Source organism: Segatella copri (genome assembly GCF_019249765.2).
GTDB classification, from domain to species: Bacteria; Bacteroidota; Bacteroidia; order Bacteroidales; family Bacteroidaceae; genus Prevotella; species Prevotella copri_K.
In genome coordinates this window covers 675,257-689,285 of the sequence record NZ_CP152484.1, presented here as the reverse complement: position 1 = coordinate 689,285, position 14,029 = coordinate 675,257, and the positions used below count along the sequence as shown (strand labels likewise).

Annotated in this window: 11 protein-coding genes; 4 read left to right on the top strand and 7 right to left on the bottom strand. The window is 44.1% G+C overall.

What is annotated here, in order from left to right; all coding sequences use genetic code 11:
* Positions 1-42: 42 nt before the first annotated feature.
* Both KUA46_RS02845 and tnpC read right to left on the bottom strand, forming a co-directional pair.
* Positions 43-1,491 (bottom strand): SLC13 family permease, encoded by a 1,449-nt coding sequence (locus KUA46_RS02845; RefSeq protein WP_217746250.1) that lies wholly within the window; start codon positions 1,489-1,491, stop codon positions 43-45.
* A 346-nt stretch (positions 1,492-1,837) separates the two neighbouring features.
* Positions 1,838-3,313 (bottom strand): IS66 family transposase, encoded by a 1,476-nt coding sequence (gene tnpC / locus KUA46_RS02840; RefSeq protein ID WP_434725783.1) that lies wholly within the window; start codon positions 3,311-3,313, stop codon positions 1,838-1,840.
* Between the two features lie 463 nt (positions 3,314-3,776).
* Between tnpC and rpsA the strand changes: the two genes are divergently transcribed.
* The 4 genes from rpsA to KUA46_RS02820 all read left to right on the top strand — a co-directional run bounded on the left by rpsA (position 3,777) and on the right by KUA46_RS02820 (position 8,797).
* On the top strand, positions 3,777-5,561 hold the full coding sequence (rpsA, locus tag KUA46_RS02835) for a 30S ribosomal protein S1 (protein WP_022121938.1): 1,785 nt from the start codon (positions 3,777-3,779) through the stop codon (positions 5,559-5,561).
* 364 nt (positions 5,562-5,925) lie between these two features.
* The gene (locus KUA46_RS02830; RefSeq protein WP_218487027.1) at positions 5,926-7,110 is read left to right on the top strand and encodes a PCMD domain-containing protein; all 1,185 of its coding nucleotides are present in this window, start codon (positions 5,926-5,928) and stop codon (positions 7,108-7,110) included.
* Between the two features lie 20 nt (positions 7,111-7,130).
* A complete protein-coding gene (locus KUA46_RS02825; protein ID WP_218487028.1) occupies positions 7,131-7,922 on the top strand; it encodes a porin family protein in 792 nt (263 codons plus the stop codon).
* 89 nt (positions 7,923-8,011) lie between these two features.
* Complete coding sequence (locus tag KUA46_RS02820; RefSeq protein WP_153089293.1) at positions 8,012-8,797, top strand: hypothetical protein; 786 nt, start codon at positions 8,012-8,014, stop codon at positions 8,795-8,797.
* A gap of 804 nt (positions 8,798-9,601) precedes the next feature.
* Here the strand turns inward: KUA46_RS02820 and rplT are convergent.
* The 5 genes from rplT to thrS all read right to left on the bottom strand — a co-directional run bounded on the left by rplT (position 9,602) and on the right by thrS (position 13,764).
* Positions 9,602-9,946, bottom strand: coding sequence for a 50S ribosomal protein L20 (gene rplT, locus KUA46_RS02815; protein ID WP_006846863.1), 345 nt, complete (start codon positions 9,944-9,946; stop codon positions 9,602-9,604).
* A gap of 39 nt (positions 9,947-9,985) precedes the next feature.
* On the bottom strand, positions 9,986-10,183 hold the full coding sequence (rpmI, locus tag KUA46_RS02810; protein ID WP_006846865.1) for a 50S ribosomal protein L35: 198 nt from the start codon (positions 10,181-10,183) through the stop codon (positions 9,986-9,988).
* Between the two features lie 77 nt (positions 10,184-10,260).
* Entirely contained in the window at positions 10,261-10,947 is a 687-nt protein-coding gene (gene infC / locus KUA46_RS02805) for a translation initiation factor IF-3 (RefSeq protein WP_119237830.1), read from the bottom strand.
* Positions 10,948-11,201: 254 nt separating this feature from the next.
* A complete protein-coding gene (locus KUA46_RS02800; protein ID WP_006846867.1) occupies positions 11,202-11,591 on the bottom strand; it encodes a GxxExxY protein in 390 nt (129 codons plus the stop codon).
* 220 nt (positions 11,592-11,811) lie between these two features.
* Positions 11,812-13,764: a threonine--tRNA ligase gene (thrS, locus tag KUA46_RS02795; RefSeq protein ID WP_153117996.1), complete on the bottom strand. Its 1,953-nt coding sequence runs from the start codon at positions 13,762-13,764 to the stop codon at positions 11,812-11,814.
* Positions 13,765-14,029: the final 265 nt, after the last annotated feature.

The following is a 14,029-nucleotide window of genomic DNA, read 5'->3' as shown; positions in this document are numbered from 1 at the left end:
GTATCCAAGGGTATCCCCCTTGCTTTGTTTGGGTTTATCGATTTAAATAATTAGGTTTGCGGCACCAGCCACCAGAATATGGGAGAGCCAAAGGATAGCAAGTCCGATGACGCCACCCATCAAAGCTTTCCAGCCAATATTGCGGAAATACCACCCCATGTGCATACGTTCCATCTTCATCAGGGCAAGACCGCTGATTGTACCGATACCAAGAACGTTACCACCAGCCATTACGCAATATGCAATCATCTGCCAGTAGATACCATTGGTTTGATAATCAGTAAGCATGCTGAATGAAGGATCATTCACATTTGCCAGATCATGAAGGGAGAAAAAGTTCATGGCTGTAGCAAAGTTGTCAAGTACAGTACTGATGATACCAGCCAAGACGCCATGCAACAGCACGCCAGGACGCTTATCATCCATACCGACAGAGTTGAGAAGAGTAGCAAAATCGTCAAAAGCGCCGGTCTCCTTCACCACTCCGATGGCAAGCATGATACCCATCACGAAAAGAATCATCTGGATAACTCCGTATTGGAAGACTCTAGGGGTGCGACGGTCAGCCATCGCATCCATATTCATGAGTTTACGGTTGAATATCTCGTTCACAATCCAAAGTACGCCCAATACGCAGAGCGCACCGAGGAAAGGACTCAATTTCGTAATATTATGGAAGGTAGGGATAAACCACAATCCACCGATACCCACAAAGAGCATCAGCAAGCGCTGCCATACATTGAGACGGGTATCATCACCGCGGTATGGCATAGCAATCCATTCTGTCTCTACTCTTTCAGGCAGCATGCGCTGCATCATCAACAACGGAATGAGCCAGGCTGCAAGACATGGCAACAGAAGCGACAGGAAATAATGAGTAGCCGTTACAGCACCCATATTCCACATCACCAGTCCTTCCGGATTTCCGATAACGGTAAGAGCTCCGCCACAGTTGGCAGAAAGAAGAATGGCACCTCCATACACCATGCGCTGACGACGGTTTGGAATTACCCCATGCATCATCGTAAGCATCATCACTGTTGTAGTAAGATTATCGAGATTTGCCGAGATAACAAAGGTCACGGCAGCGAGAATCCATAGCATTTTCTTGGCGCTTCGGGTACGTAACAACTGGCGTATGAAATCGAAGCAACCATTGTTATTGAGAATTTCAACTATCGTCATAGTAGCAAGCAGGAAAAGTACGATTTCTGCTGCTCTACCCACATAAGGAAGGAAGATGTTACGGGCAATAAAATACTTCACCGTTGTACTGGTGGATTCTATCTCGTTCCACATTCCGAGATTCAGATAGCGCGAATAATCAGAAGAGTGTTCACTGGTCACGAAGTCCATACCGAAACAGATATAGAGAACCCATCCTACCGTTCCAGCAAAGATGGCTACGGCAGCACGGTTCACCTTGGTAATATTCTCGGTTGCAATGAGAATATATGCCAGTATCAGTATGGCAAGGATGACTAGTGTCATATCATTTATTTTATTATATTCATTACATTTTGAACGCAAAGGTAACAATTATTTTGTTATCGCCAACATTTCGGTGTCTTTTTTTAATGAATTTAACTCATTTTCATACAAATGAAAATTTCGCCCGGTTTTTTCTTTCGCCATTATTTTTCTTCCCTCTTCATTTTCATCATAGAATCAGATGAAAACACGGATAACAGAGAAGAACATCACAGGAAGAAATATCGAGGATGAAGTTATCAGAGCATTTAAAAGGTTATGCGTATATATATATTATGTATTTCCCCAAAGGAACCCACCAAAAATAGGTAACTACTCAGCACCCCTATGGGCATGAGTAATCGTCTTACTGTTGTACTACAGCAAGAATTGCATTGAATTTAGAATTTCCGTTCTTCATAGCAGTTTCAGCAATGGAGTGCAACTTGGCAAAATCATCGGCACCGCTGTCTGTTCGGAAGCAACCGCTGACTTTCTGCTTTATCTTGATTTTCCTAACTCCCCGCTCACTGGCATTGTTCTCGTAAGGCACACTTGGATTGGAGAGAAAGGTAAATAGGTAGTCTTTGACTTTAAGGATACCCCTCTTGAATTTCTCAAACTCGTTATCTAAATGCGTGAGGCTTTCACCCAAGAGGTTCTTCATCTTTGTCTTCAGTACCTTTATCTTTCTAGAGGTAATGTTGTCCTCTCTTCTGAGATTTATAGAGTGTTCTATCAGATGGATGAATCTCCGTGACCAGTTCTGGTTTGGATCCAGTTCGTTCAGATACTCTGCATTCCTAAGAAGATGAGCCAGGCAGACCTGATGGTCCTTAACATTCATCTTGAAGTAGCTCTGATGTCTGTCAGTCACAAGTGTCGAATAGGGAAGTCCCTTTGGAAACCTGGAATCTATGGCCTTCTGACCTCGCGATTCTGACTGGAACACGTATGTAAGCAGGTCGTTCTGGAATATCCAGTTCCAATGCAGATGCTTTCCTACCGTAGCACCAGTTTCATCGGCTCCTACGACAGACGCTGTTTCCAGCCTCTTGCGTATTTCCTCATATGCACAGTCTGCCTTGCCGCTATTCTCTTTGAGTATGTTCTGCACTGTACCCTCACTTATATTCTGGCCGGACAGGTCGGATATAAGTTCTGCAATCCTTTTGAACGGAATACACTGCACTACATTAAGGTATGTCACCAGTGCACGGAGGTTGTCACCATACTTGATACGACAGTTGGGAGCTTCGCAGTTGTTTACGCAACCGCATTCACAGACCTTCTCGTAATACTGTTCCTCGCAGGTCTCTACGACCACCTTGATATCAACAATTTGTGTCTTACGGATCTTCTGGCATGGTATATCAATCAAGAGCCGACCACAGCATTTACAATAGACTGGTTCGTGCTTTACAATTACGTCTGGTTCTGCTATAGTCTGCAGTGTGTGACCCTTGTGGCCAGGCTGTCCACCGCTCGGCTTTCCGCTTGGCTTGCGAAGAGACTTTGTCCTGCGCAGCTCACGGGAAGCGATACTTTCTTGGGATGGAGGGATACTGCTGTTACTGCTGTTTTTCTCGGGCTTTCCTGGTGTACTTGATGTATCGTCATCAGCTCCCTCGAGTTCCTTGATGCGCTCTTTAGCAACGGCAAGTTCTGCCTTTGTGGAAGCAAGTTCTGTCTTTAGATTATGTATCTCCACGTCCTTCTGGTTAATGACACGGTTGAGGCGTCCGATCTCCTCAGTCTTCTCGGAGTCGGACTTCTCAAGTTTGCGCAGACGCTGGTTTATCTGGCGCAAAACAACATCTATGTCAGTACAGTCGCTTGCCATTTTTTTGGTGCAAAGATAAGCATTTTTCTCCACATGGCAAAATCACGATTTACATCCATTAACGCAGACTTTTGACTTACGGGGAATGCAAAAACGCATCTCCTGGCAGATAATCTGTTGAAAGGCGATAATAGACAAAGGAGACATGTTGGAGGCATCATCGGAAAAGAACTCGTTAAATGAACTGTTTTAAACAGCCTACGTCCTCATCGACTCAATCATTAAAAAGTTTGTAATGATGAAGAAAATAAGCAAAATCAAGTTTATGCTTTATTAACGAGAAGTTTTCTATAGGGGTGCTGAGTAGTTACAAAAATAGTGATTTTAGTTAAATATTACTAACAAAAAGAAGAAAATCAAGAGTAAATGCCTGTAACTCAAAGAAAATGAGTAATTTTGCGCCCGATTTATACAATTCACATAAAGTCAAACTTTATTAATTTTAATTTTTTAATTATTTTTTATGTCAGATTTAAAGAACGTAAAGCCATTGGACGACTTCAATTGGGATGAGTTTGAGAATGGCACAAGCGCAAACGTCAGCAAAACAGACCTCGAGAAGGCCTATGACGAAACTCTTAACAAGGTAACAGAACACCAGGTTGTAGAGGGTACAGTAATCTCTGTAGACAAGAAAGAGGTTATCGTAAACATCGGTTACAAGAGCGATGGTATTATCCCTGCTTCTGAATTCCGTTACAACCCAGACCTCAAGGTAGGCGACAAGGTTGAGGTTTATGTAGAGAACCAGGAGGACGTAAAGGGCCAGTTGGTACTCTCTCACAAGAAGGCTCGCCTCAGCAAGTCTTGGGAGCGTGTTAATGCAGCTCTCGAGAACGAGGAAGTTATCCAGGGTTACATCAAGTGCCGTACTAAGGGCGGTATGATCGTTGACGTTTTCGGTATCGAAGCTTTCTTGCCAGGAAGCCAGATCGACGTTCACCCTATACGCGACTACGACGTATTCGTAGGCAAGACAATGGAGTTCAAGGTTGTAAAGATCAACCAGGAGTTCCGCAATGTCGTTGTATCTCACAAGGCTCTCATCGAGCAGGAGCTCGAGCAGCAGCGTAAGGAGATCATCGGCAAGCTCGAGAAGGGTCAGATCCTCGAGGGTACCGTTAAGAACATCACTACTTACGGTGTATTCGTTGACCTCGGCGGTGTTGACGGTTTGATCCACATCACAGACCTCTCTTGGGGCCGCGTAAGCGATCCACACGAGGTTGTATCTCTCGACCAGAAGATCAACGTTGTTATCCTCGACTTCGATGAGGAGAAGAAGCGTATCGCTCTCGGTTTGAAGCAGCTCACTCCACATCCATGGGATGCTCTCGATGAGAACCTCAAGGTAGGTGATCACGTGAAGGGTAAGGTAGTGGTTATGGCTGACTATGGTGCATTCGTTGAGATTGCTCCAGGTGTAGAGGGCTTGATCCACGTATCTGAAATGTCTTGGAGCCAGCACTTGCGTTCTGCTCAGGACTTCATGAAGGTAGGTGACGAGGTAGAGGCAGTTATCCTGACTCTCGACCGCGCTGAGCGCAAGATGAGCCTTGGTATCAAGCAGCTCAAGGAAGATCCATGGGAGGCTATCGAGACTAAGTATCCTGTTGGCAGCAAGCACACAGCTAAGGTTCGCAACTTCACTAACTTCGGTATCTTCGTAGAGCTCGAGGAAGGTGTTGATGGTTTGATCCACATCTCTGACCTCTCTTGGACTAAGAAGGTTAAGCACCCATCTGAGTTCACTTCTGTAGGCGCTTCTATCGACGTAGTAGTTCTCGAAATCGATAAGGAGAACCGTCGCTTGAGCCTCGGCCACAAGCAGTTGGAGAAGAACCCATGGGATGAGTATGAGGCAATCTACACTCCAGGTTCTGTTCACCAGGGTACTATCACTGAGTTGATGGACAAGGGTGCTGTTGTAGCTCTAGCTGAGGGTGGTGAAGGTTTCGCTACTCCTAAGCACCTCACTAAGGAGGACGGCACAATGGCTAAGAAGGGCGAGACTCTCGACTTCAAGGTTATCGAGTTCGTTAAGGAGACAAAGCGCATCATCCTCTCTCACTCTCGTACATTCGAGGAGGGTAACGAGCCAGTTGCTAAGCCAGCTCACAAGCGTGCAAACGGCGGTCGCAAGAACAACAACGAGACAGCTATGATCAACAACGTTGCTGCTAGCACATCACTCGGTGATATCGATGCCCTCGCTAAGTTGAAGGCTCAGATGGAGGGCAAGGCTTAATCTTAAACAGATCAGGCATTTGCTATTCATTAGCTAAATAACATTCAGGGGACTGAAATTTCAGTAATGAGATTTCAGTCCCCTTTTTTATTATGTGTTTTTAAAAAAAACTATCAAGTGATACCTACCAACTCCAGTAACTCTACTCCATTAATTCATGTTCTAAAACCGCTAATTCATGGCATTTTTCTAGCAAAACATGTCGAAAAGCACAAAAACATTTGGTAGTTTCAAGTTTTCTGTTTATCTTTGCAACCGATAAAGCAATAATTTATATGAGCTAGAGAAATCATTCTCTCAAGAATTATCTGAAAAGAAAGAGAAACGATTCTCCAGATTACAAAAGGAAAAGAAAGTTCAAGATATGAAACAGTCAAGATTTATAGTAGCTGCTCTATCAATGAGTTGCATCACTACCCTCTCCTCTTGCTTCAAGGAAGAACCGCTCAATGCCGAATGCGACATCGAGCAGGCATACATACATGCAGACAACAAGATTTTATTGAACTTATTGTTTACTAATCCATCTGATACATTGGTCAATGTGCAGAGTGATAAGACAAACATCGAGTTCACGATGACGCAATTCGCAAACCTCAAAAAGCAGGCGCCTATGTTTCGACTTACTAAAGGAGCCACAATCCAGCCGGAAAGCGGAAGCGTACACGATTTCTCCAATGGTCCTGTTACATACGTGGTTACATCGGAAAACAAGCAGTGGAACCGCACCTATCAGGTAAGCATCAAGAAGGAACAGGCCCCAATGCCAAACGAGATAGAATTCGAATTTGAAAACGCATACCTCAGCAAGGGATACTACAACTGGCAGGAAAATTGGAATGGAGATCTTCTCGACATCTGGGCAACCGGAAACTCAGGATACAAAATTAGCAATTCTTCTGCTAAACCCGAGGAATATCCTACCGTGATGATAAAAGACGGCTATAAGGGCAAAGGCGTGAAGCTCACTACTAAGCGCACCAGCAAGCTCGCAGACATAGTACACAAGCCTATCGCTGCCGGCAACCTTTTCATCGGACAGTTTGATGCCACCGATGCACTGAACGATGCTATGAAGGCAACAAAGTTCGGTCGCCCAATCAGTTTTAGTGCCAAACCGGTAAAGTTGGAAGGCTGGTATAAGTATCAGGCTGGCGAAAAATTCACCGATAAGGATATGAACGAGCTGAATCGTCATGACTACGGCACCATCTATGCTGTACTCTATAAGAACATCGACGAAAGGGGAAATGCCGTATTGCTCTACGGAGATAATGTACAGACTAGCAAACAGATAGTGGCACTTGCTCTGGTAGGTGAAACCCATGATGACAACGGAAAAGTTGCCATTGGAAATACGCCGGAATGGCATCACTTCAGCGTAGATTTCGATTATCAATCCTACGGAAAAAAAATCGACCCCGTTAAGTTAAAAAATCGAGGCTATAGTCTTGCCATCGTCTGTTCATCCAGCTCTGATGGAGCCAACTTCCTGGGAGCTATAGGCAGTACCCTCTGGGTGGATAGTTTCAAACTGATATGCAAATAAGAAAAGGAGGAAACAACAATATGAAAAAAACAACAATATTTGCACTCCTGCTGGCATGCGGAACCACATCATGGGCAGGAGAATATGGAAGTGCTTGGAACAAATATCTTCACGGCTACCAATATCAGGCTCGCGTGGCGTATAATATAGGAGGCACAGCCCCTATCGGTCTTCCTGCTACCATCCGTACACTGCACAGCTATACCCTGCAACCTAACTTCAGTCTGGGTATTGATGCTTATCACCCACTTTCAGGCAAATGGGGATTCGTTGGAGGACTCCACTTCGAAAACAAGGGCATGAAGATTGATGCAGGCGTAAAAAACTATTATATGAGAATAGTACGTGGCGGCGATGAGCTGAAAGGTATATTTACAGGCAACGTGGTTACGAAGGTAGACATGAGTCTTATCACAGTACCATTGCAGGCAACATACGACATTTGCGACAACCTCCGTTTCAAGTTGGGTCCGTATGTTAGCTATGTAACATCAAAGAAGTTTGAGGGCTGGGCATACGATGGTTACTTGCGCCGCCAAGAGGAAGGTCATCCTAAGGGCGATCCTACTGGACAGAAGGTAAAGTTGGGTCATGATGAAGGCGAGCGTGGTGATTACGATTTCAGCGATGACATGCGCAACTGGCAGGTGGGCATAGATTTCGGAATTGACTGGCGCTTGAACAACCGTTGGGGCCTCTGTGCTGATCTGAGCTGGGGCTTAAATGGTATCTTTAAGAAAGATTTCGAGACCATCGAGCAGACGATGTATCCTATCTACGGCAGCGTAGGTATCACGTATCAGCTGAAGTAATATATAATATAATGTACGCGTACATTATTATATAAATAAATAGAAACAATACAATAATTATTTATTAATACACAAAAAATAGAAGAAAAATGAAAAAGTTTATTTATTTAATGGCCATGGTTTGCACCCTTGGCTTCTTCACTGCTTGTAGCAGCGATGATGATGACAATGACAAAGACTACTTTGTACGCAACGAGAAGATTGAAGGAACCTGGGGACTGCAGGAAGTAGAGAAAATAGAACTGGGCGGTGGCAAAGGTGAATTCTACAACGGTTCAGTAAAAATCACTTGGGATTGTCCAGCAGATACCAAGCTTAACATAGACTTTGGTGGTGGATTAGTAATGCCAATGGATGTAAAAGAACAGATTTTGCCATTGATGAACAACATGGCAAACGAATATCTTCCACAGATTTTGAAGAACGTCACCTTCACAAAGGATGGTAAGATTAACGCCACCTACAGTGAACTTCCTGATGAGGGAGAAACTTCTGATTGGAAGACAGCAGACGGATATGCCAGCTATTCAGTAGCCAATGACAATCTTATCTATGTGACTATCGATGCAAATAAGGCAACAGAGGACATTGATGATGCTGCAGAGAAAGCCCAGATTCAGGGTATCCTCCAGCAGTATAACAAGATTCCTGTAAACATCCGTTGGAACGGTACCAAGCCATATTTCTTTGTAGACAAGGCATTTGTTCAGCCTATGCTTGCAAATTTGGTTGCAATGCTCGAGAAGGTTCCTCCCACAGATATGGATGCAGACGATTTGCAATCATTCAACATGCTCAAGGGCATTATGGTCCAGCTTCCAGAAATCATGAACAAGACTACAACATTCGAGTTGGGTCTTGAATTGATCAAGTAAAAATAAGTATAAATGAGGGTGCGTCACAAGATAATGGCGCACCCTTTTTGTTGATATACACCATGCTTATACTACCTACCATTAGCGGGAGGAAATAAAAGAATGTTACAATATAGTGGAATTCAGACGAATAAGATTAAATATACCTAAATCTAAATTGTCATTTCTATATTCGTACAACTAAAAGGCTTGTAGTCGTACAACTAAAAGGTGTATAGTCGTACGACTAAAAGGTATATAGTCGTACAACTAAAAGGTGTATTGTCGTACAACTAAAAGGTGTATTGTCGTACAACTAAAAGGTGTATTGTCGTACAACTAAAGGGGGTAATGTGGTACAACTAAAAGGGGTTATCACTAGGCTCGGCAGAGCTGCCGACTGCAGTCAGCAGAGCTGCTGACTAGGCTCAGCAGCTCTGCCGAGCCTAGTGGGAATCTTCTAGAAGCAGTCTTCTTATACCTTAGAACCAATCTCCTTTCACTTCATATTCTATATCTTTGAACCCAATTAAACGTCTGATTTCGCTTACTCAGTAATATCGTTCCGCTAGCTCAGCAGTCTTATTTCGCTTGTCCAGCAGTCTCATTTCGCTTGCTCAGTCGTATTATCTTGCCTATTCATGTCTAATATGGTAGCGCTTTAGACGTTCTTACAAGCGAGAACGTCTGAATATTTATGGTACAAAAAAAGATTGCATCAGCGGAAATACTTCCAACCAATGCAATCTTCAGTTTTCTTTAATCTAGAGGCTAAACACTTTCTTACGAGAAAAATTCACGGAAGAAAAGAGCCTAGCGTCGGATTTACTTCACCTTTGCAACGATAGCCTTGAAAGCCTCAGGGTTGTTTACAGCGAGGTCAGCGAGAACCTTACGGTTAATCTCGATACCAGCCTTGTGAAGAGCACCCATCAACTGGCTGTAGCTCATACCATCGAGGCGAGCAGCAGCGTTGATACGCTGGATCCACAATGCGCGGAATGTGCGCTTCTTGTTACGACGATCGCGATAAGCGTAGGTAAGACCCTTCTCCCAAGTGTTCTTAGCTACTGTCCATACATTCTTGCGAGCTCCATAGTAACCCTTAGTGAGCTTCAAGATTCTTGTTCTTTTTGCTTTTGATGCAACGTGATTTACTGATCTTGGCATAATTTTTTTTCTTTAAAAGTTCGACTAAAAAGTTAATAATTAACGGAGGCAGAGCAAGTCGCGAACCTGCTTCAAGTTTGAACGGTCTACGAGAGTCTCACCAAGGAGATTTCTCTTCTGCTTCTTTGTCTTCTTAGTCAAGATGTGACTGTGAAAAGCGTGATGACGCTTAATCTTACCTGTACCGGTGAAACGGAATCTCTTCTTTGCGCCGGAATTAGTCTTTACTTTTGGCATTTTTACTTTTAATTTTAAATTGTTATTTATTATAGCGATGGCAACGCATATACCAGGGCGTTACGCATCTTTTTTTCTTAATCCTCTGTTCCTTCTGCGAGTTTCTTCAGGGCATCGCCGCCTTTAGCATTGGCGAGCAAGCCATTCTTCTCAGCATTAGCAGCGCGCTCTGCATCTGCAGCAGCCTTAGCTTCAGCCTCTCGCTTCTCACGGTCCATCTTCTGCTGGCTCTTCTTTGCAGTACCAGCCTTCTTAGGACTCATGTAGAGGAACATCTTCTTACCTTCAAGCTTTGGCATCTGCTCCACCTTTCCGTACTCTTCCAAATCATTGGCGAAACGGAGAAGAAGAACCTCACCCTGCTCCTTGAAGAGAATAGAGCGACCACGGAAGAAAACGTATGCACGAACCTTGTTACCCTCGTTAAGGAACTCCTTAGCGTGCTTGAGCTTGAACTGATAGTCGTGCTCATCGGTCTGAGGTCCGAAACGGATTTCCTTGGTCTCCACCTTTACCTGCTTCTGCTTCATTTCCTTTGCATGCTTCTTCTGCTGGTAAAGGAATTTAGAATAGTCAACTATACGGCAAACTGGTGGTTGCGCATTAGGAGATATCTCGACCAAGTCAAGCTCTTGCTGACGTGCCAACTCCAACGCCTTACGTGCTGGCATCACTTCTGCTCCACCATCACTCACTACTCTCACGTCGCGTGCACGAATCTGTTCGTTTACGCGGTACTGATTTTTCATTTTGTCATTTTTCATTAACTATTCGATATATTCTTTTTTGTCTTTTTGATTAAACGGCTGCAAAGTTACGATTATTTTGTGAAACCACCAAGGATTTCCCGCAGATTTTTCATTTTTAACCTTATATTTTATTAAAAATCACACAGTTTTCGTTTTTTGTCCCACAGATTTCACAGATTTACACAGATTTAAATCTTTGCTTCAATAATCTGTGTAAATCTGTGAAATCTGTGGGACTAAAAGAAAACAATCTGCGGGACTAAAGAAGATCAATCGATGGAAGTATATCCATTGACTTTACGGAAGATTGATTTTCGTATATCTGTGGTGGAAAAATTGACCAATATTCCAAGATGCTTCTTCGCCACACGCAAATACGTAAGCAATTGCTTATGAAAGACATCTTTCATTTCTGCCACAGACTTCAGTTCGACTATGACTTTATCTTCTACAAGAATATCCAGACGGAAATCTACAGGCAAAACCTTACCATCATACATGACATCCAACTTTACCTGATTCTCTACCCTAAGTCCATCTTTGCGCAACTGATAGCACAGAGCTGCTTCATAAACCGACTCAAGTAAACCTGGTCCCAATTCATTATAAACCTTATAAATAGCTCCAATGATCTTATAAGATATCTCATTTTCTGTCATAACCAAACGATTTTAAAATCCTCCTTAACAAAAAAAATCTCCCACAGACGTCACAGTTGTTACAGATATTCAACAGAACACACAAAAATCTGTGTAAATCTGTGAAATCTGTGGGACTAAACCCTCAACACAAAAAATCTGTGGGACAGAGCCCTCAACAGAAAAAATCTGTGTAAATCTGTGAAATCTGCGGGAGATTAGAAAATATCAATCTGCGGGATTACTCCTCAGCTGCCTTCAGCTGCTCTGCAACCTCGGCATTGATGCGCTGAGCGAACTCTTCCATGCTCATGGTAGCCTGTTCGCCACCACCCTGCTTACGCATAGATACCAAGCCCTCGGCACTCTCCTTCTCACCTACGATGACCATGTAAGGAACACGCTTCAACTCGTTGTCGCGAATCTTGCGGCCAATCTTCTCGTTACGGTCATCAACCAAAGCACGAACGCCCTGCTTGTCAAGATACTGACGTACCTTCTGAGCATAATCGTTGAACTTCTCAGAGATAGGAAGAATTGCAACCTGGTCTGGAGTCAACCACAATGGGAAGTGACCGGCGGTATGCTCAATGAGAACGGCTGTGAATCGCTCCAGTGAACCGAACGGTGCACGGTGAATCATCACAGGAGTCTTCTTAGAGTTATCCTCAGCGGTATATTCCAGCTTGAAGCGCTCAGGCAAGTTGTAATCCACCTGGATGGTACCCAACTGCCAACGACGACCGATGGCATCCTTTACCATGAAGTCGAGCTTAGGACCATAGAAGGCTGCCTCGCCAACCTCCTCGCGTGTCTCAAGACCCTTCTCCTTGCATGCCTCACGGATAGCGTTCTCGCTCTCTTCCCAAATCTCATCAGAACCGATATACTTCTCTGTATCCTTAGGATCGTGGAGAGAAATCTGTGCCTCGTAGTTCTCGAAACCGAAGATCTTGAATACCTTCAAGATTACGTCGATTACATTCTCGAACTCAGACTTCACCTGATCTGAACGAACGAAGATGTGAGCATCATCCTGAGTAAATGTACGAACACGAGTCAAACCATGGAGCTCACCGCTCTTCTCATAGCGGAATACGGTACCGAACTCAGCGATACGCAAAGGAAGATCCTTGTAAGAACGAGGCTTACGAGCGTAGACCTCGCAGTGGTGAGGACAGTTCATTGGCTTGAGCATATACTCCTCATCCTCCTCAGGAGTCTGGATAGGCTGGAATGCATCCTTGCCATAGTGAGCATAGTGACCAGATGTTACATAGAGACTCTTGCCACCGATACCTGGGCAGATAACCTCCTGGTAGTTGTAAGGCTTCAGGAGAGAACGAAGCAACTCCTGCAAACGCAGACGGAGCTGTGTACCCTTTGGCAACCAGATAGGAAGACCCTTTCCTACACGCTCAGAGAACATGAAGAGTTCCATCTCCTTACCAATCTTACGGTGGTCACGCTTCTTAGCCTCTTCGAGAATTACCAAGTACTCGTCGAGCATCTTCTTCTTAGGGAAGCTGATACCGTAGATACGGGTCATCTGCTCGCGCTTGGCATCACCGCGCCAGAAAGCACCTGCCACACTTGTAATCTTCACTGCCTTGATAAGGCCAGTATTCATCAAATGAGGACCACGGCAAAGATCGGTGAAATTGCCCTGGGTATATGTGGTGATGGTACCATCCTCCAAATCCTGCTCAATATGCTCGCACTTGTAAGTCTGACCGTCAGCCTTGAACTCAGCGAGAGCATCAGCCTTAGCCACCTCCTTGCGAACCACAGGTTCGTTCTTCTTGGCAAGTTCCATCATCTTAGCCTCAATCTTGGCGAAATCATTCTCTGAGATCACCTGACCCTCGGCTGGCATCACGTCGTAGAAGAAACCACTCTCTACGGCTGGACCGAAACCGAACTGGATGCCTGGGTAAAGCTCCTGAAGAGCCTCAGCCAACAAGTGGGCAGATGTATGCCAAAATGTGTGCTTACCCTGCTCATCCTCAAACTTGTAGAGTTCTACGTTAGCATCCTCATTGATAGGACGGTTCAACTCTACTGTCTCACCATTAACACCGCAAGATACAACGTTGCGAGCGAGAGCCGGTGAGATGCTCTCGGCGATTTGTAAGCCAGTTACGCCCTGTTCATACTCACGAACAGATCCGTCTGGGAATGTGATTTTTACCATAACAACTTAGTATTTTTATTAAATCGCCTGCAAAAGTACGATTTCTTTTTGTAACAAGCGAATAAAAATGCATTTATTTTGCTAAACTTTGCTAATACCTCTTTATATTAAGGGCTTTTAAGACCGAAAATGCTGAGATATTGAAGTTTTCATCTGCTTTTCTACCAACATTTCGTAACACTTTGTAAAATTCAGATACATTTTTAGCCAATAAGTTTTGGAGAAACAAATATTTTCATTATCTTTGCATCCGATAACGTGACAA